Genomic DNA, 26,169 nt, shown 5'->3' on the forward strand with positions numbered 1-26,169 from the left:
TTTAAAATGGTAAAGTACTTTATTGAAATTGTGTAAAGGAAATTAAAACACAACATATTAAACGAAGTGATTTATCGTATAAATTTACATTCAGTTAATATTAGTAGGTTAATAGAAAAATTAGTGTTAATTGTTAAATGGGGCGTGTAAAAAAGACAAAATCTCTTAAAAAACACTTAATTTTTTATTCCATTAATCTTTACAATCGCCCCCTATAATGTGAATTGGACAAGCACCTAAGAGAAAGCAGAACATGTCAGTTTGTACATTCTATTATTAGGGGGAGAATTTGTATGAAAAAGACGGTTGCTTCGTTAGCAGTTATGACTGCATTATTACCGACGTTTTCAGTGCATGCGGAAGGGAAAGAGCAAGTCCGAAAATCAGCTACAACTTTTAACGTTATTAGTGATATTCAAGGGGATTTAGGGGATTTTGATCATGTGCTAAAAGATATGAACAAAGTGACGCCACTTTCTAGAGCGCTTATTATGAATGGGGATATAACGCCGACTGGACAACAGTCACAATATGATGATGTAAAGCGTGTGTTAAATAAAAATAAGCATCCAGAAAATGTATGGTCTACTGTTGGGAATCATGAGTTTTATGCTGGTAAATGGACAGCGGATGGGAAACTCTCTCAAAGTACATGGCCAAATGGTGTAACGGAAGAAACACTATTTGGTCGCTACTTACAATTTAGTGGACAAGAAAAGGTATATCATAAAAAAGAATTAGATGGCTATCCACTTTTATTTTTAGGAACTGAAAAATATATGAAATACCACGATTCAAAAATGTGGGACGAAGTATATATGAGTGATGAGCAATTAGGTTGGTTAAAACAAAATTTAGAAGAGTATAGTCAAAAAGATAAAAATAAGCCAATCTTTATTTTCTCTCATCACGTTTTACCTGATACAGTATCTGGATCAAGACAATCACCATATTTACAAGATTATTTAAACGTGGATAAATTGTACGATATATTAAAAGACTATCCGCAGGTTGTTTTCTTCACGAGTCATACACATTGGGATTTAAACTTACCTGACTGGGCTGGTAAAAAGAAAATTACAGGCGGAGATGAAAAAGGCTTCACTGTTGTAAATACGGGCGGGATTGAAACAGGCTGGATGTCAGCAGGACCAAATGGAGGAGAGAAAACTGCTCCAGATGGCTATTCATTTAAACAAGGGTTACAAGTGAAAGCGTATGGTAACGATGTAATTGTGACAGCTTACGATTACAAACGTGATAAGGATATAAAGAAGTTATTAATTAGTGATTCAAAAATTGCGCAGATGGCACCAAATGTAACGGCAGATGATCGTAAAAATATAATTGTCGGTGCAAATGAATATATGGAGTATTCTATAGAAGGAACGAATGAGTGGCATACGTATAGTCAAGCAAATCCTCCGAAATTTGATGGAGATAAAGTCGTATACGTACGCCATAAAGGTGAAATGAATTTAGAGCCGGGATTAACGCAGTTACTTCGTTTTTCGGTAAATAAGTGATTGGAGGGAGTCTGCATTTGAATGTGTGGGCTCTTTTTTTGTTGATGAGAAAGGGGTTGCCTGTCTGTCGTTTTTTGTCGATAGATCGATATATTAAGAAAATCGTTGATATACTGCAAGTTACGATCGATATATTTGAAAAATCGTTGATATATTGTAAGTAATGAACGATATATTTAAAAAATCGTTGATATATTGTAAGTAATGAACGATATATTTAAAAAATCGTTGATATATTGTAAGTAATGAACGATATATTTAAAAAATCGTTGATATAAATTTCATGTACCGTAATTAAGTTAAAATCATTAATACGGTTTTACTTATCAAAATGAAATTCTAATACATTTTTAACCGAGAAAGGTGACTTCACCATTTTTACATGTAATAATAGTAACGTTACATATATTGCGAAAGAAGTACAAAAGGAGCGTTACAATGAATTTAGCTAAATTCCCGAGAAAAAAATATACAGAATCATATACACCAATTGAAAAGTTAAACAATTTTTCTGAAGCACTTGGTGGCCCGACTATTTATTTTAAACGAGATGATTTACTTGGTTTAACAGCCGGTGGCAATAAGACGAGAAAGTTAGAATTTTTAGTTGCGGATGCACAGGAAAAGGGTGCAGATACGTTAATTACAGCTGGTGGTATTCAGTCAAATCATTGCCGCCTGACACTTGCTGCTGCGGTAAAAGAAAAAATGAAATGTATTCTTGTATTAGAGGAAGGGCTTGAGCCAGAAGAGAAGAGAGACTTTAACGGAAACTATTTCTTATATCACTTATTAGGTGCTGAAAACGTCATTGTTGTACCGAACGGAGCAGACCTGATGGAAGAGATGCATAAAGTAGCACAAGAAGTAAGTGAAAAAGGTAGTACACCATATGTAATTCCAGTTGGTGGATCAAACCCTACGGGCGCAATGGGATACGTTGCTTGTGCCCAAGAAATTATGGCGCAATCATTTGAGCAAGGAATTGATTTCAGTTCAGTTGTTTGTGTAAGTGGAAGCGGCGGTATGCATGCGGGTTTAATTACTGGTTTTTCTGGAACGCAAAGCCATATTCCTGTAATCGGGATTAACGTAAGTAGAGGAAAAGCTGAGCAAGAAGAGAAAGTAGCAAAACTTGTAGATGAAACTTCAGCACACGTTGGTATTCCAAACTTTATCCCGCGCGACGCTGTTACGTGCTTTGATGAATATGTAGGGCCAGGCTATGCGTTACCAACGCCGGAAATGGTAGAGGCAGTTCAGTTACTTGCGAAAACAGAAGGTATTTTACTTGATCCAGTGTATACAGGTAAGGCGGTAGCGGGATTAATCGACTTAATTAGAAAAGGTAAATTTAATAAGGAAGACAATATTTTATTCGTACATTCAGGTGGTTCACCAGCTTTATATGCGAATACGTCTCTATTTGCGTAAGTGTAAAAAGCATTGGGTAACCAATGCTTTTTTGTTATATACTGGAATTGTCGGGGAGTAGGAGGAGGATTATATGAACTCAAATTTAAAATGGATCATATATACGGTACTCGGCATTTCTATTCTATTAATCTTATTTGTAGTTTATGGGGTGTATTCTTATTTTACATTTTAAAAGCGTAATGGAAGTGAACTATTATATACACTAAAGGCGGAGAGCGCTATGCAAATGAGAAGTTTGTATTTAGTCTTCAGCGTGATTTGTTTATTTGTAGTAACCAGCTGTTCAAATAATATAGGAAATCATGATCAAACAATCGAAGTACAAAAACATGCTGGTGATAATCATTATGAGGATTTGAAGGTAGTTACAGACAAGAATAAAGTATTGCAAGTAAAGAAAATATTAAATGATACTAACTTTGAAAATAAAAAGGTGGAAATGTCTCGTTCAGCTGATTATCAGTTTGTTTTTCAGTTTAAAAATCCGAAAATAGAAGCGAAAGCTGTTTTATATCAAATGTGGATTAGTCCTAATAAGGATAAAGTAGAAATAATGGCGGGGAATAATCAGTACGCTCAATTAGCAGAGAAAGACGCAGCTGCTTTTATGAAGATTGTTACTGGTGAGAAGTTAGCTGAATAAAAGTATATGGTAGATTTTGCTCTCTAATTCCCCGCTTATTTTTCGCTTTGAGGGATAATTAGTGAGTAATATCGAATGAGAAGTAATCGTGAAATAGTAAAGAATATATTCACGGCTAAAAGAAGAGTTGTTTAAAAAACTCTCCGCATCGTTATGTAATGTTAATAAGAAGAAGTAGAAGGTAGAAGTAAATCTAAATAAAACCAAAAAGGGATAAATAGGAAAATGTAGAATCTTTATATATAAGATGTTCTGAATTTTTAGATATAAGGTAGAGTGGAGGAAGAAAGATGATTCAATTTCCTATGGAAGCTGCTGAACAATTTTTTAGATCCTATAGTATTGGTAGGTTTACAGTTAGTGAAGATGAAGGGAAATTAATTTTTAGTACAAACTTAAATGGTCATTCTAATTTATGGGCGATGGATTTACCCAATTTATCCCCTTATCCATTAACATATTGTAATCAATCAAGCAATTTTATTAAAACGGATTCTTTAAATCGATTTATTTTAGCTGGATTTGATAAAGATGGGGATGAAAATTATCATATTTATGCATTAAAACCAGAGGGTGGTGGATTGCTTGAATTGATTCCAGCAGGAGAGACAGAAAAGGATTACTTTGTGCATTTAACAGAGGATGGGGAACGATTATACTATGTCACAAGTAAAGATAACCCAATGTTCTTAAACTCTCGTTGTTATAATATACGCACAAAAGAAGATACGCTGTTGTTAACTGGTGTGGAGACACCTACATATGTAGAGGCAGTAAGTCCGAATGAATCAAGTTACATTGTTTTAAATTCATATAGTAATACGTATAATGTAGGATATGTAAAAAAGGGAGAAGAACTTATTTGTTTAGTACCTTCCAGTGAGAAAGAACATACTGTAGGCTCTATTTCTTATATTGATGAAAATACAGTGATTTTCGTTACAAATTATGAAGAAGAGTTTTCCTATGTAGCTTCTTTTGATTTAAATAAACAGGAATTCAAACCAATCTGTAAAATAGAGAAGGAAGATATATCCGATATAAAATGGCATGCTGAAACAAAAAATGGCTACATTGTTTCGTCGAAAGGTGTTACAGATAGGTTATATAAATTTGTATGGGATAAAAAAGAGTTAATTCTATTGAATTCTCCGGTAGATACGATAAGTCAAATTGAAATTACAAAATCGGAAAATTTATATTTACTAGGTGAAAGTGCGACGAAAACAGCAAACATCTATTACAAGAAGAATAGAGATACAGAATGGGCAGCATTAACAAAAAACTATGTTATTGGTCTATCTGAATCTTCTTTTGTTGAACCGGATGTTATAACATATGCCTCTTTTGAGGGGTTAAACATAGAAGCATTATTATTTCGGGCGAAAGGAGAAGTACAAAACGGATATACAATATTTTGGCCTCATGGTGGTCCACAAAGTGCTGAGACGAAAGATTTCAGAGCATTATTTCAATATTTATTAAGGCAGGGATATAATATTTTTGCGCCAAACTTTAGAGGTAGTACAAGATATGGTTCAACGTTTAAAAAAATGATTGAAGGTGATTGGGGAGAAGCACCGCGTTTAGATTGTGTAGCAGGGATCGAATGGTTATTTGAACAGGGGATATCAACTCCTGATAAATTATTTGTTATGGGCGGTAGTTATGGAGGATATATGACCTTATTGCTTCACGGGCGTCATTCAGAGTATTTCCGTGCAGCCATTGACATTTTTGGACCTAGCAATTTATTTAGTTTTATCGAATCTATGCCTGAAAATTGGAAACCGCTCGCAGTTAATTTAATAGGTGATATTAATAATGATAAAGATAAGCTTATACAAGATTCACCAATTACTTACTTAAATCAAATGAATAAACCACTCCTTATCATCCAAGGGGCAAATGATCCACGAGTTGTAAAGGAAGAATCGGATCAAATTTTTCAAGCGTTGCAAGAACAAGGCGTAGATGTAGAATACCTAGTATTAGACGATGAAGGGCATGGATTTTCAAAAAAAGAAAATGAAATATATGTATATCGTCGCATAACAGAATTTTTAGCAAAGCATAAGTAAAAGAAATGGCATTTTACGGGTTATGATAATATCGCTATCAGGCTAAAAATGCAGAGAAATGACAATGAAATTATTGAATAAATAAGAATGGAACAACTTAATTGTTACGTAACAAAAACGCTATTCTTTCCCTAGAATCATAGGAAGAGATGGCGTTTTTGTTATGAACTTATCGATTTTTTATGAACTGGAATTGTTGTCTAAAGAGTTGCAACAGATTTTTTTATAAATTGAAAGACAAGGAGACGAACTTGGATGGAGTATTGGAAGCACACAATAAATATATTGAGGAGTACATGTTTGAAAACATTAAATCAATGGAGAATGAAATATTTTGTTGGAATGTCTGAGCTGCGGACCAATTCTATCACTTTAATTAACTAAAAGAAGAATTTCCCCATCCCGATTAGACTACTAATCATTCCTACTCCACTCATGGTGCCTTTTCCTGCTGTAAATAAGTTTCCAAGCATTCCTAGCTGACCGTTACCTCCGTTATTTCCCCATCCCATTGGGGCCCACGGACTACCCCATCCTGGAGGGTTTCCAAAAACACCCGAGTTATTGGTATTGATATGAAAAGGCTTGGCTGGCGGAGATAATAAAGCGGCAAGATGACCTTGTGCGAACATCCCTGCATGATTGAATGGTTGGGCCCAGGGGAAGGGAGGTTTTTGAAAATTAAAACCTGCATGGCCTGGTAATGGAGTCCAATTGGCAGGATGACCTTGTGGCATTATCCCTGCATAATTGATTGGCTGCTGCCCCCAAGAGAAGGGAGGAGGTTGGGGATTGAATCCCGTATAATTGGCTGATGAATCCCAACTAACTGGATAGACTCGATAACTCCAATTCTCAGGAATCTTCAAATCATTCATTACCTCAGATTTAGTTATTTCGGGCTGTGAATATAATGAAATTTGGTTAGTATATTGTTCCCCGTTTCCCTTTGGATTCAAATACCAATATTGGTCCATACGCTTATTCTCCTCACTTTAAAAATGTAATGTTAGACTTAGCCTATGTAATATTCCTTTTTATGGATGGTTACATAACTAGATCTACAAGCCTGTATTTAAAGGAATGGGTGTGTGGACTTGTTGATTTAAAGTTTCACTTTATTTTAGAAGGGTATTTTCAGTTGCTTCTTTTATATATTTTAGCCTAATTTAAATTCCGTTAACAAACGTTTTTATAAAGGTTTCATCAACAAAAAGATTTTAAAATGGTATGTTGAGCAAGTGGAATTGCTAAAAAGAGAATATCCATTCGAAGAGTTTGGCAAAATACTGCAAGGGTAATGTTTTCTTGTGCAAATATGTAAACGATTTAAACGAATCAATGAAATTTATAATGAAGGGGCAATTAAATATATGAGTGAAACATTACATAAAAGAAAACCACCATATGTAATGCTTGTAATCCTTTTTATTGGGGCATTTGTTTCATTTCTAAATAACTCTCTTTTAAATGTAGCCTTGCCATCAATAATGAAAGATTTAAACATTCAAGATTATTCAACGATCCAGTGGCTTTCTACAGGGTATATGCTTGTAAGTGGTATATTAATTCCGGCATCAGCATTTTTAATAACGCGTTTTTCAAATAGGAGCCTATTTATTACATCTATGGTGATTTTTATTCTTGGTACTGCCTTAGCGGCTGTAGCACCGAACTTTGGTTTATTACTTACTGGTCGGATGGTTCAAGCGGCAGGCTCTTCAGTTATGGGACCTTTGTTAATGAATATTATGCTAGTAAGCTTTCCGAGAGAAAAAAGGGGAACAGCAATGGGGATTTTTGGACTAGTTATGATTACAGCTCCAGCAATTGGGCCGACACTATCAGGTTATATTGTAGAGTATTATGACTGGCGCTTGCTTTTTGAAATGATTTTACCGTTAGCAATCATTAGCTTACTGTTAGGGATTTGGAAATCTGAGAATGTCATGAAACAAAATAAAAATGCAAAACTTGATTATCTCTCATTACTATTATCTTCTGTCGGTTTTGGTGGTTTGTTATATGGATTCAGTTCTGCAAGCTCCGATGGCTGGACGAATAAAGTTGTCTTAACAGCCTTAATCATAGGCGCTATTGCCTTAATTGCTTTCATTATCCGTCAATTAAAAATGGATGAGCCGTTATTGGATTTACGTGTTTACAAGTACCCAATGTTTGCACTTGCGTCTGTAATTGCAATTGTCAACGCGGTGGCCATGTTTTCGGGTATGATTTTAACACCAGCTTATGTACAAAACGTCCGTGGTATTTCGCCGCTGAGCTCTGGGCTGATGATGCTTCCAGGTGCGGTTATAATGGGGATTATGTCACCAATTACAGGTAAACTATTTGATAAATATGGTCCTCGGATTCTTGGCATAGTGGGGCTTTCCATTACAGCTGTTTCAACTTATATGTTGGCAAGTCTGCAAATTGACTCTAGTCACACACATATTATTCTTATCTACACACTGCGGATGTTTGGGATGGCGATGGTTATGATGCCACTTATGACAAATGGTCTTAATCAATTGCCAACTCGCTTAAATCCGCACGGTACAGCTGTTAATAATACGGCTCAACAAGTGTCCGGTTCGATTGGTACTGCTATTCTTGTTACGATTATGAACTCTGTAACAAAAACAAAAGCTGAAAGTTTAATGTCTGATATAGATCCAACAACCTTTACAGAAACTACGAAGGCAATAGTAACTCAGAAGGCTTTATTATCTGGAATTCAATATTCATTTTATGTAGCGCTTGGCATGAATGTTGTTGCACTACTATTAGTTTTTTTCGTTAAACGTGTAGATACAAGTGCGGAAGCTGTCGAGAAGTTAAATCGGTAGAGAAGAATAAAACGTTAGATAATGATTCCTACAAGTTGTTTGCTGCTAAGGCGCCGGTATTTAAAGCTGGAAAAGAACTGAAAGAAGCAGTGAAATAATTATGTGGTGAAAGAGGACCTGATATTCATATCAGGTCCTCTTTCATTAGTAACACGGTATACTTGCTTATCGTATTGGTTTAACTAAACTACTGATTTTTCGAATACTACAATCTTAAGCTCGTCAACTTTTCTATTTTGGGGTGTTTTAGAAGAAAATAAATCAAAATAATCGTTTTTATAAACAAATACAAGAGATGAGATCCGTTTGCAATTTCTCATAAACATTACAAGTCTAGATTATCTTTTAACACCAACATTAAAAGGCTCCAATTATATTTATTCGCTTCAGTTTAATTTAGTATTTTTCTACAAGTTATAAATTTAATTGCCAAGCTTATACGCAATATCATAATCATGAATAGTTAGGGAAAAGATAAAATAAGGTAATCAATTACATATCTTTATCCCAGGCGATTAGTTGCTATTTCTTCTTTATTAAATGGGATATTTTATCCCGAATTAACGGGCAGTAAGACCCCCACCTCAAAATTCAGCGGAAGCAAAGAAGTTAGGTGGGGGATCAACTGCCCGTAAAAGCCCGATTGGTGAGGGCTAATAATCAGTGGGGGATGAACAAAACCCCCACTGATTAAAGTTTCACTTTATTTCATGCTTTTTTGAAAGGGTGTTTTAAATGGAAAAAAAAGTATCTGCCATTCCTCAGCCGAAAACATATGGACCGCTGGGTAATCTCCCATTAATCGATAAAGATAAACCGACTCTATCGTTTATTAAGCTGGCGGAAGAGTATGGTCCCATTTTTCGAATTCAAACTTTAAGTGATGCCATAATTGTCGTTTCTGGACATGAACTGGTAGCAGAAGTCTGTGACGAAACGCGGTTCGATAAAAGTATAGAGGGTGCTTTAGCAAAAGTTCGTGCCTTTGCTGGAGACGGATTATTTACTAGCGAGACTCACGAGCCTAACTGGAAAAAAGCTCATAATATTTTGATGCCTACATTTAGCCAACGGGCAATGAAAGATTACCATGCCATGATGGTTGATATTGCTGTACAACTCGTTCAAAAATGGGCACGGCTTAATCCGAATGAAAACGTAGATGTTCCAGAGGATATGACTCGTCTTACGTTAGATACAATTGGTCTATGTGGTTTTAATTACCGATTTAATAGCTTTTATCGTGAGACTTCTCATCCTTTTATTACTAGCATGACCCGTGCTCTAGATGAGGCGATGCATCAATTACAGCGACTGGATATAGAAGATAAACTCATGTGGAGAACGAAACGTCAATTTCAGCATGATATCCAATCTATGTTTTCTTTAGTAGATAATATTATTGCTGAACGTAAAAGTAGTGGAGAACAGGAAGAAAATGATTTACTTTCCCGTATGTTAAATGTACAAGATCCGGAAACTGGTGAAAAACTAGATGATGAAAACATTCGTTTCCAAATTATCACTTTTTTAATAGCTGGGCATGAGACAACAAGTGGGTTGTTATCTTTTGCAATTTACTTTTTATTAAAGAATCCGGATAAGTTGAAAAAAGCCTATGAAGAAGTAGACCGTGTTTTGACAGATCCTACTCCAACATACCAACAAGTTATGAAACTGAAGTATATACGGATGATTTTAAATGAATCGCTACGTCTATGGCCTACCGCTCCAGCATTCAGTCTCTATGCAAAAGAAGATACAGTTATTGGCGGGAAATACCCAATTAAGAAAGGAGAAGATCGTATTTCTGTTCTTATTCCACAGCTACATAGGGATAAAGATGCATGGGGAGACAATGTGGAAGAATTCCAACCTGAACGATTTGAAGAGCTGGATAAGGTTCCTCATCATGCTTATAAGCCATTTGGAAATGGCCAGAGAGCATGTATCGGTATGCAATTTGCACTTCATGAAGCCACTCTTGTAATGGGAATGCTTCTTCAACATTTTGAATTAATCGATTATCAAAACTATCAGCTGGACGTAAAACAAACATTAACGCTAAAGCCCGGTGATTTTAAGATTAGGATTCTACCCCGAAAACAAACTATTAGTCATCCTACTGTTCTTACAACTACAGAGGACAAGCTTAAAAACGATGAAATTAAGCAGCACGTTCAGAAGCCACCTTCTATTATTGGGGCCGATAATCTTTCACTTCTTGTTCTGTACGGCTCGGATACAGGTGTAGCAGAAGGTATTGCAAGAGAATTAGCAGATACAGCTAGTTTAGAAGGGGTTCAAACGGAAGTGGTAGCTCTTAACGATCGAATTGGAAGTTTGCCAAAAGAAGGAGCGGTACTTATTGTGACTTCTTCTTATAATGGAAAACCGCCAAGTAATGCAGGACAGTTTGTGCAGTGGTTGGAGGAACTAAAACCGGATGAGCTAAAAGGTGTTCAATACGCAGTTTTTGGTTGTGGAGATCATAATTGGGCTAGTACCTATCAACGGATTCCAAGATACATTGATGAGCAGATGGCTCAAAAAGGAGCAACAAGATTTTCTAAACGCGGAGAAGCGGATGCAAGTGGTGATTTCGAGGAACAGCTTGAGCAATGGAAACAAAGTATGTGGTCTGATGCGATGAAGGCATTTGGATTGGAACTCAACAAAAATATGGAAAAAGAGCGCAGTACTTTGAGTCTACAATTTGTCAGTCGTCTTGGAGGATCTCCTCTTGCACGAACATATGAAGCCGTTTATGCATCTATACTAGAAAATCGTGAACTTCAATCATCCAGCAGTGATAGAAGTACACGACATATCGAGGTATCTTTGCCAGAAGGCGCTACATATAAAGAAGGGGACCACCTTGGAGTGCTGCCAGTTAATAGCGAGAAAAATATCAACCGAATTTTAAAACGTTTTGGATTAAATGGGAAGGATCAAGTTATACTGAGTGCAAGTGGACGAAGTATAAATCACATACCTTTAGACAGTCCTGTTAGTTTATTGGACCTTCTTAGTTATAGTGTTGAAGTTCAAGAAGCTGCCACTCGAGCACAAATACGAGAAATGGTAACATTCACAGTATGTCCTCCTCATAAAAAAGAATTGGAAGCATTATTAGAAGAAGGAGTTTACCATGAACAAATACTAAAGAAACGGATTTCAATGTTGGACCTTCTTGAAAAGTATGAGGCTTGTGAAATCCGATTTGAACGCTTTTTAGAACTTCTTCCTGCGCTCAAACCGCGTTACTATTCTATTTCAAGCTCTCCACTCGTTGCACACAATCGTCTGAGCATTACGGTCGGTGTTGTTAATGCGCCTGCATGGAGTGGGGAAGGGACATATGAAGGAGTCGCTTCTAATTACTTAGCTCAGCGTCATAATAAAGATGAGATTATCTGTTTCATTCGAACGCCACAATCAAACTTTGAATTGCCTAAAGATCCAGAAACACCAATTATTATGGTTGGGCCAGGTACTGGAATTGCACCATTCCGTGGATTCTTGCAAGCGCGTCGTGTTCAAAAGCAAAAAGGTATTAACTTAGGACAAGCGCATCTATATTTTGGTTGTCGTCATCCTGAAAAAGATTATCTCTATCGTACAGAATTAGAAAATGATGAAAGAGATGGATTAATCTCTTTACACACAGCTTTTTCTCGTCTAGAGGGACATCCAAAAACATATGTACAGCATTTAATAAAACAAGATAGAATCAATTTAATTTCGTTATTAGATAATGGAGCTCATCTTTATATATGTGGTGATGGAAGTAAAATGGCTCCAGATGTAGAAGATACCCTTTGTCAAGCATATCAAGAAATTCATGAAGTCAGTGAACAAGAAGCAAGAAATTGGTTGGATCGTGTGCAAGATGAAGGGCGATATGGAAAAGATGTTTGGGCTGGTATATGAATGTTTCTTAATTAGTTACGTATTAACTAATGAATTTCTTTCGAATAAATTTCACTTTATTAGTATAGTGTATTTAGATGAATAGTAATTAACCGGACTATTTAGTATCTACTAAATAAAAAACAGGACCTGATATTCATCTATCAGGTCCTGTTTCACATAGACATTATACATGGATATTTTCCACACATTATCAATGTTTGTAATGTAGTTAGTCTTGTCGGTCAGCAATAAAATCAGATATTATTTTTTCGATATCGAAAGGAGTAATCCCTTTATCCAAAGAAAAAATGCTTTCTGCTTCTTCGATTTCTTGAACGAGTTCACCTCTAGCTTCAATATGTAATCGGAACAAGTCATATAAATTCGGTTTAACTAAATTAGTTAAAGCCTTTCCAACTAGTATCATACCTTTTTGATTAGCCTCGATGGTATTATCATATGTTAGATCTCTTGTAAGAGACAAATCTGTCCAAATCAATTTTCGTTCCTTTAAGTCTAAAATAACTGGAATAGAGATTTGGGTGTCGGCAGTAATATCCACTTTATCTTGAACAGTAGAAGGTTCAAATATTTCACCTGAACCAGGATATTGACGAACCATCCAACCAGTAAAGCATTCTGGTAAATCTTTATATGGTTGATCTGTGTAAGAAAGCAAAGTCATGACTACATAGCGTCCACCATATTTCAGCACAGACGGAATATCGAAATCAATGAATTCAGATGCCCCCTTTGGTGCAGAAGTAATATCTCCGCTATGGTAGGCTTTGAAATTTTTTGAACGTAAGTTCGTGAAGGAGACATGTTCTTTGTATTGCCAATCTTCGTCGTACATTGCAGCAGACAAATCAATGTCAACGCGTCCTGTATGTTGTCCATCCACATAGCCTTCTTTCCACCATAGGAAAAAACGAATCGTATCTCCTTCTGGCAAATCTACTTTACTCCCTCGAGATAATGTGCGAAGCGATTTGCTGGCTGAACGTTGAGAGAAGGGAACTAAGTGATTTTTTAACTGTTCATCCAAAAATACTTTTCCGAGACTTGGAAGTTCTGCGAAGCGATTTTTTAAAGTATCTTCACACATTTTTACAATCATTAAACAAATATCCTCTGAGATAAATGGAAGTGTATTTTCAATACCTATAGCTTTTGCTACATTTCCCTTTGGAAAAAAGGTACGAAATTCATTTTTATCATTTCGATGCTTAAAATGAGCCGTGAGTTGAAGTAATACAGGAGTAGAAACGTTTCCTATTATACTTAAAAAATCTTCGAGAATATTGAAAACATCTGTTGACTTATTACTACATAAACGGATTAAATGATCCAAACGTCTGGCAAATTCCCCTGGGCGAGTTTTTAAAAGATTTTTCGCTGTCATGATATCACGATTCAACAAAGCTGCTTCTATTTTTCCATTAAATGTTTCAACTTTAATGTTGTTGCGAAGCATCTCAAATGCTCGGTGGGTTTTTGGGAAACGAGTATGATATTCTGCTGGATGAAGAATTTCACCTAAACGAATCCAACGTTTTTTGTATCGAATCATATCTTCGGTAATGTTTCCGCATTGCTCTAACAATCCTAAAAGGAAGCGTCTTTCGGCTCGGTTAAACTTCTTGAATCGAACGGAGGATGCTAAACTCACATCACCTTCAGATAAAGCAACTGCAAGGCGAAGAACATCAGTTGCTGTTTTAAAATACTTTGCAGCAGCATCGGCTGATATTTTTCTGTTTATTAATAAAACCCCAATTATAAAAGACATATTTTCCTTATGAGGAATTACATTAGGTAGAAAACAGGAAACATCTTCAGTGTGTGTAATAGCCCATTCTACATCTGTCTTATCAGTTGAGGAAATAGAGCTGTTTGCACTAATCAATTGAGAAATCATTTGATTGAAATCTTCTTCACTTCCTAAGTCAATAACTTTCAAATCAACGCTATCTAAAAGAGGAAGTCGTTCTTCTACTTTTGATACAGGTAGGCGCAACGTCACATAATGAATAACGGCATTGATGTATAAATCAGCGTCACTTAAATCCATCATTTGTTGCGGAAAGTTTGGATACATAGGAGTAAACTGAATATGTGCACCAACCATTTCTTTTAAATGTTTTACCAACTCTTTGTAAAACGATGTGAATGCATCAACCGAAAGTGTTTGCAACTCTTCTATTAAAGGCTCAGAAAAAGTAAATCCTAAACTTTCCAAGTTTTTTAAAACAGTGGCTAAATAAATGTTCGGTAGTTTATTTTCTTCTCTTTTTATAATTACTTTCAAACTTCTTCTTATGTAAATAGAATTTTTCATGAGAACGCCGATTATTCACTCCTTATAAAAGAGGGGAATAGTCCGACTGTCCTCCTTTCAGTGGTAGATTTTTATTTTTACATGCATAAACACACTAATTGTAGAGAAATGCACTGAGGGTATAAAGCTATTTTTTAGTGAAAAATTAGGAGTATAACATTTAGTTGTTAAGTGGTAATTTGTTAATTAAGAAAAGAAAACCTCTACATCAATGGTTGATAAACTAAAGTTTATTCAAACCCAAAGAAGAAAGAGGTTTTATAGTCTAATTATTTTCATAGGAAATTGACAACTCTAAAACAATTTGAAATTTCTACAAAGAAGGAAGAATTGTCATAGCCTATGTGTTTAGCAGGAAAGTAACATCCCTATTTCGCCAAAGAAGTTAGAAGGAAGGAACGTCATAGCCTGCTTTATTAGTATATTCTCATGCGAAGAGCAATTCAAGTATACTGTCTGATTTTTTATATTTTTCTTAAAGGGGAATTTTCATTTTTGATATATTATGGAATGGAGTTGAATGAGTATTATATATACAAAAGGTGAAATTAAAAAAACAAAAAGAAAAGTATTACTAACTATACTTACTATGTTAGTAATTATAATTGGATTTGGATATTGGAAACTTTTTAGTTTGCAAGGTGTTCCAAAAGGGGAATTAATTCGAACAGTGAAATCTCCAGATGGAAAATATCTCATCAAGACTTATTTTCATAATGCAGGATCATTAAGTGCGGATGCTGTTAGGGGTGAATTAGTTAACCTTGATACAGATTCAGAGAAAAATATATATTGGAATTATCCAGATACCGATCCATATATTGAATGGGTAAATAAGAATATTGTTAGAATTGGAGATCAAACTTTAGATGTTTCGCAGAAAGAAACCTATGATTGGCGTGATGATGATAAGCACGTTAAAGAAATGCCTAAACAGTTTAGTAGATAAAACAAGAAAATTTAAATGTATTTAATCTTATTTGTTTAACTATAGATAGTATTATATGAGTGAAAAAGTCCATTTAAATCTTCTAAATGGACTTTTTTAGGTTTCTAGATACGACTACTGATAAAAATGGAACAAACTTGTTACTTAGGTTGTCTATTAAGTATACGTATAAAACAGGTGTTCATGATAGTTCAATCATTTGATGAAAAGTGAGATGCAAGAAGAGTGATATCCGATACACTCTTTAATTGTATCGATATGTATAACACCTAGAAAAACTATATATTCTTGAAAGAGGTTGAAAATGTATGATAGTCTTAAACAAGTTTTTTAACATTTTACATTACAAAAAGATGGTACCTGTAGTATTTCTTTCATGTGCAACGCTTATAGGCTGTTCCGATGGCAATACTCAGTCTGAATTACCTAAACAAACAAAACAAACAAATCAAACCAAACAAGAAACTACTGGTAATGATTCTTTTGCTAAACTTGAAAAAGAATTTGATGCTAAACTCGGTATTTATGCATTGGACACTGATACGAATCAAACCGTTACGTATCAATCAGATAAACGGTTTGCATACGCATCTACCCACAAAGCTTTAGCTGTGGGAGTACTTTTACAAAAGAAATCAATAGAAGATCTAAATCAAAGAGTTTTGTATACTCGTGAAGATCTTGTTAATTACAATCCAATTACAGAAAAGTATGTTGATAGGGGTATGACTCTGAAAGAGCTTGCAGATGCTTCCCTTCGATATAGTGATAATACTGCGCAAAATCTTATTCTTAAACAATTAGGTGGACCTAGTGAATTCAAAAAATCACTGAGAGAAATAGGAGATACCGTTACAAATCCTGAACGTTTTGAACCAGAGTTAAACGAAGTGCATCCAGGAGACGTACATGATACTAGTACCCCAAAGGCATTAGCTACTAGTCTTCAGGCTTTTGCGCTAGGAGATGTACTTTCAACTGAGAAACGGGATTTATTAATAGATTGGATGAAAAGGAATACTACGGGAGACAACTTAATTCGTGCTGGAGTTCCAGGAGGATGGGAAGTAGCTGATAAGACGGGCTCGGGATCTTATGGAACCAGAAATGATATCGCAATTATTTGGCCACCAAATAAAAAGCCAATTATTCTTGCGATACTTTCTAATCATGATAAAGAGGATGCTAAATACGATGATAAGCTTATTGCAGAAGCAACCAAAATAGCGCTGGGTGTCTTAAAAGCTAAAAATAAATAATAATAGTATTAGTTATTGAAATTTTCTTGTTTTTTCGTCACAATACTGTGACGGTCTTTTTGTGTATTTTACAAAAGATCGTCTTAAGTAAAGAAAGAAGATAGAAACCATCTCTATTAAGTTTATTAACTAAGTAACAACAAATATATGCTTTATTGAATACTTATTGCATTTAATGTGGAGGAATAAAATGGAGTCGAAAATTCTTATTGTTGATGATGATAAAGAGATTAGAAATCTTATCTCGGTATATCTGGAAAATGAAGACCTAAAAACTCAAAAGGCAGAAGATGCTATACAAGCTTTACAACTGTTAGAAGAAAAGGACTTTGATTTGATTATTTTAGATATTATGATGCCGAATATGGATGGCATTGAAGCATGTATGAAAATTAGGGAAGATCGCAATATGCCTATCATTATGCTATCTGCAAAATCTGAGGATATAGACAAAATTCAGGGCCTAGCCTCTGGTGCAGACGATTATTTATCAAAACCGTTTAACCCACTAGAATTAATTGCTAGGGTAAAATCCCAATTAAGAAGGTTTAAAAAATACAATACGTCCATAGAACATAATAAAAGCATTCTAGAAATTGGTGATTTAACCGTAAATACAGATACACGTCAAGTATGGGTAAGGGGAAAAGAAATAAGGTTAACTCCAAAAGAGTTTGCTATTCTCGAATTACTTGCCCGTAACAAAGGGATTGTCCTAAGTGTAGCAAAAATATATGAAGCAGTTTGGAAAGAGGTTTTTTTAAAATCAGATAATACCGTCATGGTGCATATTACAAAAATAAGAGACAAAATTGAAGAAGATTCTAAACATCCCATTTATATTAAAACAGTTTGGGGAATTGGGTATAAAATATGAAAAATATTAGTTTCAGAAATAAGATCATTATAAAACTTCTTGGTGCTGTTGCAATTAGTTTTTTTATTTCATTTGGTTTAACAATCCCCATTGTGCAATACGTCATAGATCCATTTTTTATAAAACACGAAGATTTTGGCATGTTTGAAGTGAGACTCGCAATGTTGTTCTTATTTACGTTCGCAATCTTAAACTTTATAGTAATCTTTTTGCTATTGGTTCGAAAGAAAATAATATATTTGAAGCTCATTTCGGAAAATGTGAATGATATTGCAAATGGAAAACTGGGTTTAACAATTGGGATTAAGGGGAAGGACGAATTGACCCAACTTGCTCAAAATATCAACTATATGTCCAAGGAATTGGAGAATACATTTGAACAAGAAAGACAATTAGAACGTACAAAAAATGAACTTATCACCAATGTATCTCATGATTTACGCACACCTTTAACATCTGTTATTGGCTATATAGATTTATTAAAAAGAGGGCAATACAACAGTAACATACAATTACAGGAATACCTTGAAACCACGTATTCAAAGTCACAGAGACTGAAATATTTAATTGATGAGCTGTTTGAGTATACTCGTTTATCAGGTATAGATGCTAAGTTAAACCTTAATGAAGTTGATTTATCAGGTTTGTTGGAACAAATAGTTGGAGAATACATACCTATATTTGAAAAGGAAAGTTTAATCGTTCAAAGATCTATCGCGGAAGAAACAATACCTATCTTCATAGATGTAGAAAAAATGGTACGTGTATATGAAAATCTCTTTATGAATGCGATAAAGTACAGCATGAAACCATCCGAATTATCTATATGTCTTGAACTAATAGGTAACAAGGCAATGTTGAAAGTATCAAATAAAGTCGAGAAACCGCCTGTTAGCGATCCAAATAAATTGTTTGAAAGGTTTTTCAGGGGGGACAAGGCAAGAAAAGATGACCAGGGAAATGGACTGGGGCTTGCTATTTCAAAAAGAATTGTTGAACTTCATCATGGTAATATACATGCAGAATATAAAGATGGTTGGATGTCTTTTATTGTTGAACATCCAATTAGATAGAAAGCTTATGGAACTACAGGTTCCATGAGCTTTTTTTAAAACTTAAGAAATCTTAAGGATTTTACGGGGTGTTTCCTAATTTTCATAGTTTATCATGGGTGTATTCAAAGTGATGAGGTGGGCAAAGAAGATAAAAGGAAAGATTTCATTGTAGCTTATTGTAATGAAATAAAAAATGTAGGAGGATATAAATGATAAAGCCAGTTGTAGATGTAAAAAACATTCAAAAATTGTACGGTAAAAAAGGTGAGAATCAATCACACGCATTAAAAGGTGTATCATTCTCAATTCAAGAGGGAGAGTTTGTTGGTATTATGGGGCCTTCTGGTTCTGGTAAAACAACATTATTAAATGTAATTTCAACGTTAGATAAAGCGACAGGCGGCGTTGTTGAAATTGCAGGAACGGATATTACGAGGATGAAGCAGGGTGAACTTTCTGATTTTCGTTCACAAAAGTTAGGATTCATTTTCCAAGACTTTAACTTATTGGAGAATTTATCTATCTATGAAAATATCGCACTCCCACTTTCACTTCAAGGTGTTTCATCTCGTAATATTGGAAAGAAAGTAGAAAAAGTAGCTGATATGTTAGGCATTACAGCTATACTTCAAAAATATCCTTCTGAAGTATCTGGTGGACAAAAGCAACGTTCCGCAGCAGCACGTGCGTTAGTTCATGAACCAGCAATTATTTTGGGAGATGAGCCGACTGGAGCTCTAGATTCTAAAAATGCAACGAGTTTACTTAATGCCATGACAAGCTTAAATAAAGAGCAAGGTGTATCCATTATGATGGTTACGCATGATCCTTACAGCGCAAGTTACTGTCAACGTATTTTATTCATTCAAGATGGTGAGTTATATAAAGAAATTCATCGCGGTAGTACCCGTGAAGAATTCTATAAAGAAATTTTAGATGTGCTTGCAAACTTAGGCACACAAAAAGCGTAAGGAAGGAAGTTCAATCATGTTATTTAAGCTTTCTATGTCAGGCCTAAAAAGTAAGTTGCAAGATTACATTGTTTTACTTGTTGGTCTTATTGTCTCTATTTCAACTTTTTATATGTTTCAAACGCTAGCATCCAATAAAACGTTCCTTGAATCTAACTCTTCTATTAGGGATATTGTGGCTGTCTTTAAAATTGGTTCCGTTTTGTTAGCGATTATCACATTTTTCTATATTTTATATGCAAACTCTTTCTTATCAGCTCTTCGTCAAAAAGAATTTGGTATGTATATGATGTTAGGAGCAAAAAAGCATAAAGTTACCTTACTTATGTTCATTGAAACAATCATATTAGGTGCCACCTCTCTTTTGATTGGAATTACAATTGGTGTAGGACTTGCAGAAGGTATCGGTCAGCTATTAATGAAACAACTCGAGTTTGCTGGCGAAGGTTATAAAGCATTTTATCTGCCATCTATAGCTATTACTTGCATCTTCTTCTTTGCACTCTTTGTATTATCTGCAATTATGAATAGTATTAAATTATCTCGTATTTCTGTACTGCAACTTGTACATGCTGATGAACAAACAGAACGTGTTGCCATAAAAGGAAAAATGACAGTTGTAGTTGCATTCCTTGGTATTCTTTTATTGGGTATTGGTTATGCATCACTTATTTATATATCATATGCAAATTCGCTAATTGTTTTGGGATTAATGGCCGTTGGATTAATCTCAGCAACTGTTGGTACTTACCTTATATTTGGATCACTTCTTCCAGTTATGATTAACAAGCTTAAGAGTAATAAAAAACGTAGTGAAAAAGGCCTCAATGCTTTTACTTTTGCACAATTAAATTTCCGCATTAATAGTCTAACAAATGTGCTTGCAACAGTAGCAATTTTAGTGGCTCTTGGTGCTGGTGGAATTGCTTGTGGTATGGCATTTAAAAACAACATCCTAAAAATTACAGATCAAATACAAATTTACGATTCAGTCATTCATAATCCAACAGTGGAAGAAAAGACAATTTTGGGTAGTATCTTATTTCAAGAAAAACTTGAATATCATTACAAAGTTGATGATAGATATGTTTATTATCTTAAAGAAGATGTGGAGAAAAATCGCCCTTTCTTGCAAGGTATGAAAATAGAGAAAGCTTCAGAGGAAATACCAATTGGTGCATTTTCAATAAAACGGGCTGAAGGAGAGACAGACACAAAACAATGGATTCAGGTTTTCAGAACGATCCAGCCAAATTATTTATATCCTGATTATGAAATAAAAATTGTAGATTATAACATATACAATGGATTGAAGGGGAAAGAAAGTATTGTGTTTATGGGGAAAACAGATGATTTTGGATCATACATAAAAGAATGGAAAAAACTTGATGAATTACAGATAGCAAAATATAAAAATGTGAAAGCGAAAGAATTGGGTAGTAAGTATCAAACATATATTATGAGTCATGATTTTGCCAGCGGACTAATGTTTATGGGTTTCTTCGTTGGAATTGCATTTTTAGCAATGATGGCAAGCTGCTTAATGTTTAAAGTTCTGTCGGGAGCATCAAAAGATGTAACACGTTATCAAATGCTTCATAAAATTGGTGTTCGCCGAGAGTTATTAACAAAATCGATTTATAAAGAGTTATTCTTCATATTCTTATTCCCAGCAATTGTAGGGATTACTCATATATTAGTTGGTATGAACATGTTTAGCCCTCTTGTAATCGATCCGTACTCTCGCATTTGGTTACCACTTGTTATTTTTGTAGTAATTTACTCGATGTATTACTGGATTACTGTTCAATTATTTAAAGGAATTGTACTCCCTAAAAAAGATTAATGTAATGATGTTGTTTATCCCGCATTAACGGGCAGCACGATTGGTGAGGGCTCATAATCAGTGGGGGATGAACAAACCCCACTGATTAAAGTTTCACTTTATCTTCTACTGTACCTTGTAACTACATTTTACCTTGCTGTAGAGAAACAAAAAAACATTTTTCTTATTCAATAATTCCAATTTCTAGAGCCTTTTGAACAGCTTCTTCTTTGTTACGGACTCCCAGCTTTGTATAAGCTGTAGAAGCATAATTTCTGACCGTACCATTTGATAAATATAACCTTGATGCTATGGTAGTGTATCGAAGTCCCTTTGCTACTAGCTGCAATATTTCTATCTCCCTAGCTGTTAGCTCATAAGCGGTTGCTTTTGATTGTGGTGTCCCTTTTTGCTCATCAAATTTCTCAAATATTTTGTGAGACATTCCTTGATCAATCAGTGTCCCACCTTTGTGAATAAGTCGGATCGTATTAGCTAGCTCCAATGTTTCAATAGATTTGAGTAAAAAACCATCCGCACCGTTGCGAAGCGATTCCAACGCCTGTTCGGTATCCTGAAAAGTGGTAAAAATCAATATGCGGATATGTGGCCATTGTTGCTTAATCTTTTTGGTTGCTTCGACTCCATCCATGTGTTGCATATCTAAATCCATAAGTATAACATGAGGCTGAAGGCGCCCACACAAATCGATGGCTTCATTGCCATCCTCGGCCAAACCGACTACATTTAAATCTTCATATCTATCGAGTAGTGTCCTCAAACTTTCCCGAACAAACGGCTGGTCGTCTACAATTAACAAACGAATAAGTCCATCTTTTATTTCAGTTTGTCGCGGTATGGTACATGTAACAAGCATTCCTTCATCTGGCTTTGTATATACAGACAATTGACCTTGCAAATTCATTGCTCGTTCTTTCATTGCATTCAGACCGAAGCCTTCCTGCCATTCTACATTTCCTTTTCCATTATCTTGAACTTCTAATCTCGTATATTGTTGTTCAAACTGCAATGAAACTATAATTTCAGTTCCTTGACCATGACGTACTGCATTCGTAAGGGACTCTTGTAAGCAACGAATGAACGCTATCTTCGCTTGCCGAGACATTTCATATTCCTCTCCGTATGCCCGAAAACTTACATTAACCTGAGCGTGCTCCTGAAATTCGGCTCCAAGATTTTGGAGAGATTGAATTAAGGAAGGCGATTGGCAAGGAGACTCCATTTGATGTAGGTAACCTCTCACGTCCTCGATGCTTTTACGTCCCATTTCAAGCAGAGAATCTAGCCTCTGTATACCCATTTCAGTAGCAAGTTCGGTGCGCAACGTTTCCATCCCCATAATAATAGATGTATAAGCGTGACCAACTGTATCATGAAGCTCACTCGACAGTCTGTTTCGTTCTTCCGCCAGTGTAATGCGTTCAATCTGAGACATATATTGCTCAAGTACCGCGTTTTGTTTACGAATTGATTCATTTTGTTTATGATTGACGATTAATAAATGAAAAGCGAAGCCCATTACATATGCGAATCCATAATAGGTGACCATAACCCAATAGCTATTACTTGGCGAAACCGCATGGAAAATTCCATTTGTTACAAAAACTGTTATTGGAGCTGTCCAATAATAGGACAAATGCTTACTATTCGCAGCAATTAGAAACACTGATATAAGAAATGTGTTGTAAGCCCCTGGAAATAATGAGGTTAAATATATACATAGTCCACCATACAGCAGTATTTCTGTGAACAAATAATATTTATAATTGAATAGTAAGGCTACCCATGGAACAGAGAAGGCAATAATTTCCCAAAGAATAATAATCCAAAGTGGTAATGTTAAACCATCCTGAAAATTTAATGTAGCTAGAATGATAGACACACTAGCAAGTAGGCGTACCCCTAACATAATCCAATCATACCAAAACCAATACTTAACCATATCTAACAAGTCCTTTACCCCCTAAATAGCCTACCATTTTACTTCCTATATTATATTTTAATCCTTCCTGCCTTATTATACTTTTTAATTTAAAACTACGATACTACTCACAGACTGCAAACTTCTATTGATTTAGTTGCCGAATCATACTACGTGTATAGCCCCCAATTTTCTTTGTCAAACCATCGACTATTCTAATACTTATGGCGGTAAATACTATACCCATAAACATTACAAAGAGTGACTTGGCAAAAGTATCTATTTGTATAAATATAATATTCATATCGATGTATCGATACAGTAGTGGTGCCAACAGGAACATAAGTGGCATTACATAAAAAATGATTGCACTAATGAGACTGAAAATGCCAATCGCAAATTTCTGCATTAACCAATAGACAGCACACCAAGTGCGACGATCTGTTAGCACTAATTTCACCTGAGACCAGTTCGATGTATCCATTGTTATACTTCTATCGTAAGAGTCTGTTGAAATATCTGTATAAATTTTCGTCTGTATGCGCTCGAATTGGATAAAGGGTGTGGTAGTCTGTAGTACGCGCATAATTAATGGAATCCCAACAACAGTAAATGAAAGGGTTAAACTAAATAGCAGAGCTATTATATAAAAACAAAAATAAAACAATCCTGTACCGAAAGTTAGCAATAAAAAATAACCATTCTGGATGAATCTTGATTTCATAAAGTTCATCGCTCCTATCTATGTAATAACCGAATTATACTGCTTTTTTTGTCATTCTCACTAGTGTAAAAGTGTCATATGACAGTTCTAAATGATGTTAAAAAGGGGAGAGCAGCTTACATCTGGTTAAAAAGATGCTTTTATCCCGCTATTTACTGGGCAGTAAGACTCCCACCTCAAAATTCAGCGTTAGGTGGGGGGCGGGCTGCCGGTAAACGCACGATTGGTGAAGGCTAATAATCAGTGGGGGATGAACAAAAACCTGCTGATTAAAGTTTCACTTTATTAATTCCCACAAAACAATCCCGTTCTTACATCTGCAAGAACGGGATTGCTTTGTACTTTTATTTAATATGAGATGGACTTGTTTTTCGAATATGAAAAATAATATCAAATTGCTCAAGCAATGAAGTATCAAAATACACCGAACTGTTCGGGAGAATTTGTCCCCCTATACTTAGTAATGGTCTTTTTGCTTTAACCCATTTTTCTGCTTGTCCTTTAAGGTGACGGTTATCCAATAAAAACATTTTATATGGCACTTTTCCGAGAGTATAATTGAAACTTTTTACATCTTGTGGAATAGTGTCGGTTGTAATCTTACCTCCAGTGGAAGGATCATATTCGCTGTATAAGGTAAAATTCCCCTCCGTAGTTGTACTACCAATTGTGACATAATTATTGTCTAAACGTTCCTTCAAAAACTGCCCCGCAACATAAGGGTATAATTTCTCATCGATAATTCCTTTAGCTATATGAATATTGTGTGCCCATACCATCGTTTTACCACCAAATGTCTCTTGCGCCCACATTGCATGATCGGCCAAGTATTGTTCATGTAGTTTTATTATACTTGGATAGTCGTTAGGGAGTAGCATTGTGGTAAATTTCTCTATTGCACTTGCCGTTGCTTTCGCCCAGATGTACTCGGATGGAATTATTTCTGTGTTGGCTTGCTCATTCTCATCTTTTAGTAATCGGGCTACTCTCTCAGCGTTTGCTTTAAACTTCTCTTTTCTTTCAGGAGCAAGTTTCATATATTCCTGTATACTTCCAGTAAAAGAAGACAATTCTTTATAATTTTCTTCTACTTCTGCCAGCAAATCTGGTCGATGCAGCCTTACATAATCAATTACTTTATTAAAGCTACCTTGGTCCAACGCCTTTAAGTCGAGCCCAATAAATTGGATCTTTTTTTTATTGGATGGATCAGCATTATAATCTTTCATCCACTCAATCATGGCTATAATTTCATCAGTAGGATATAACAATTTTAAAAATTCCCTAGGGTTTCCTTTTCCTGTTTGGATATATTCATTTAGTTTTAAGCCGTTTCCCCAATCTTCTTCCATTGCAAAATTCGTAAAACCCATTTCAGTAACCAAATATTTCACAAGGCGAAACTTCATAGTAAAAATTTCAGAGCTTCCATGAGTATTCTCTCCTAATCCTACATATTGCGCGTTCCCAATCATTTTCTTAAGTGGTTTTAAATCTTCAAATGGTTTTGACGGCTCTATCGTTTTTAATGGGTTAGCCTGTGATTGTATTGATTTAACTATATTTTTTTGGACTGATTGACCTGAATTTTCGACTGCTACAGTTTGAGCGTTTCCTACTTCCGCGCATCCTGTGACTAATAAAGCTGTACTAACCATTGCAATCATTCTTTTCTTATTCATTTTTGCCCACCTCAATTGAATTATTTTTATAAACAAGATTGATTCATGTACTTGCACGAATCAATTGCCTTAATTCAATTGTTATTTATT

Annotated in this window: 17 protein-coding genes; 12 read left to right on the top strand and 5 right to left on the bottom strand. The window is 35.2% G+C overall.

Annotated features, from left to right (window positions below):
• Positions 1 to 293: 293 nt before the first annotated feature.
• The 4 genes from H6481_RS11870 (at position 294) to H6481_RS11885 (ending at position 5,687) form a co-directional block, all read left to right on the top strand.
• Positions 294 to 1,526 carry a DUF4073 domain-containing protein gene (locus H6481_RS11870; protein ID WP_023522465.1) on the top strand — a complete coding sequence of 411 codons (1,233 nt, stop codon included), beginning with the start codon at positions 294 to 296 and terminating at the stop codon, positions 1,524 to 1,526.
• Positions 1,527 to 1,964: 438 nt separating this feature from the next.
• A complete protein-coding gene (locus H6481_RS11875) occupies positions 1,965 to 2,960 on the top strand; it encodes a D-cysteine desulfhydrase (protein WP_016080995.1) in 996 nt (331 codons plus the stop codon).
• Positions 2,961 to 3,183: 223 nt separating this feature from the next.
• Positions 3,184 to 3,606 carry a hypothetical protein gene (locus tag H6481_RS11880; protein ID WP_088020612.1) on the top strand — a complete coding sequence of 141 codons (423 nt, stop codon included), beginning with the start codon at positions 3,184 to 3,186 and terminating at the stop codon, positions 3,604 to 3,606.
• A 290-nt stretch (positions 3,607 to 3,896) separates the two neighbouring features.
• On the top strand, positions 3,897 to 5,687 hold the full coding sequence (locus tag H6481_RS11885) for a prolyl oligopeptidase family serine peptidase (RefSeq protein ID WP_182811776.1): 1,791 nt from the start codon (positions 3,897 to 3,899) through the stop codon (positions 5,685 to 5,687).
• A gap of 380 nt (positions 5,688 to 6,067) precedes the next feature.
• Here H6481_RS11885 and H6481_RS11890 read toward each other — a convergent pair whose 3' ends face one another.
• A complete protein-coding gene (locus H6481_RS11890) occupies positions 6,068 to 6,664 on the bottom strand; it encodes a hypothetical protein (RefSeq protein ID WP_182811779.1) in 597 nt (198 codons plus the stop codon).
• Between the two features lie 396 nt (positions 6,665 to 7,060).
• Between H6481_RS11890 and H6481_RS11895 the strand changes: the two genes are divergently transcribed.
• Together H6481_RS11895 and cypD are read left to right on the top strand one after the other, a co-directional pair.
• Positions 7,061 to 8,539, top strand: a complete 1,479-nt coding sequence (locus tag H6481_RS11895; RefSeq protein ID WP_182811782.1) for a DHA2 family efflux MFS transporter permease subunit — start codon at positions 7,061 to 7,063, stop codon at positions 8,537 to 8,539.
• A 735-nt stretch (positions 8,540 to 9,274) separates the two neighbouring features.
• Entirely contained in the window at positions 9,275 to 12,472 is a 3,198-nt protein-coding gene (gene cypD, locus H6481_RS11900) for a bifunctional P-450/NADPH--P450 reductase (RefSeq protein ID WP_182811785.1), read from the top strand.
• 211 nt (positions 12,473 to 12,683) lie between these two features.
• Here the strand turns inward: cypD and H6481_RS11905 are convergent, their stop codons facing one another.
• Positions 12,684 to 14,795 (bottom strand): TerD family protein, encoded by a 2,112-nt coding sequence (locus H6481_RS11905; RefSeq protein WP_182811788.1) that lies wholly within the window; start codon positions 14,793 to 14,795, stop codon positions 12,684 to 12,686.
• 520 nt (positions 14,796 to 15,315) lie between these two features.
• On the opposite strand from H6481_RS11905, the gene H6481_RS11910 reads away from it, so the two are divergent.
• From H6481_RS11910 to H6481_RS11935, 6 genes are all read left to right on the top strand, one after another.
• On the top strand, positions 15,316 to 15,744 hold the full coding sequence (locus tag H6481_RS11910) for a DUF5412 domain-containing protein (RefSeq protein ID WP_023522458.1): 429 nt from the start codon (positions 15,316 to 15,318) through the stop codon (positions 15,742 to 15,744).
• A 308-nt stretch (positions 15,745 to 16,052) separates the two neighbouring features.
• A complete protein-coding gene (gene bla / locus H6481_RS11915; protein WP_000636460.1) occupies positions 16,053 to 17,003 on the top strand; it encodes a class A beta-lactamase in 951 nt (316 codons plus the stop codon).
• 190 nt (positions 17,004 to 17,193) lie between these two features.
• A complete protein-coding gene (locus tag H6481_RS11920) occupies positions 17,194 to 17,880 on the top strand; it encodes a response regulator transcription factor (protein WP_182811791.1) in 687 nt (228 codons plus the stop codon).
• Positions 17,877 to 18,953, top strand: coding sequence for a HAMP domain-containing sensor histidine kinase (locus H6481_RS11925; RefSeq protein WP_182811794.1), 1,077 nt, complete (start codon positions 17,877 to 17,879; stop codon positions 18,951 to 18,953). The genes H6481_RS11920 and H6481_RS11925 overlap by 4 nt, the downstream gene beginning before the upstream one ends.
• A gap of 191 nt (positions 18,954 to 19,144) precedes the next feature.
• Positions 19,145 to 19,906 (top strand): ABC transporter ATP-binding protein, encoded by a 762-nt coding sequence (locus H6481_RS11930; protein WP_000595170.1) that lies wholly within the window; start codon positions 19,145 to 19,147, stop codon positions 19,904 to 19,906.
• Positions 19,907 to 19,922: 16 nt separating this feature from the next.
• Complete coding sequence (locus tag H6481_RS11935; RefSeq protein ID WP_182811797.1) at positions 19,923 to 21,752, top strand: ABC transporter permease; 1,830 nt, start codon at positions 19,923 to 19,925, stop codon at positions 21,750 to 21,752.
• Between the two features lie 163 nt (positions 21,753 to 21,915).
• Here H6481_RS11935 and H6481_RS11940 read toward each other — a convergent pair whose 3' ends face one another.
• The 3 genes from H6481_RS11940 to H6481_RS11950 all read right to left on the bottom strand — a co-directional run bounded on the left by H6481_RS11940 (position 21,916) and on the right by H6481_RS11950 (position 26,079).
• Positions 21,916 to 23,703, bottom strand: a complete 1,788-nt coding sequence (locus tag H6481_RS11940) for a hybrid sensor histidine kinase/response regulator transcription factor (protein WP_182811801.1) — start codon at positions 23,701 to 23,703, stop codon at positions 21,916 to 21,918.
• 115 nt (positions 23,704 to 23,818) lie between these two features.
• Positions 23,819 to 24,397, bottom strand: coding sequence for a sensor domain-containing protein (locus tag H6481_RS11945; RefSeq protein ID WP_063547906.1), 579 nt, complete (start codon positions 24,395 to 24,397; stop codon positions 23,819 to 23,821).
• 344 nt (positions 24,398 to 24,741) lie between these two features.
• Complete coding sequence (locus H6481_RS11950; RefSeq protein WP_001036230.1) at positions 24,742 to 26,079, bottom strand: erythromycin esterase family protein; 1,338 nt, start codon at positions 26,077 to 26,079, stop codon at positions 24,742 to 24,744.
• Between the last annotated feature and the right edge of the window lie 90 nt (positions 26,080 to 26,169).

The organism is Bacillus sp. ME78 (assembly GCF_903970865.1).
Taxonomy (GTDB): Bacteria; Bacillota; Bacilli; order Bacillales; family Bacillaceae_G; genus Bacillus_A; species Bacillus_A cereus.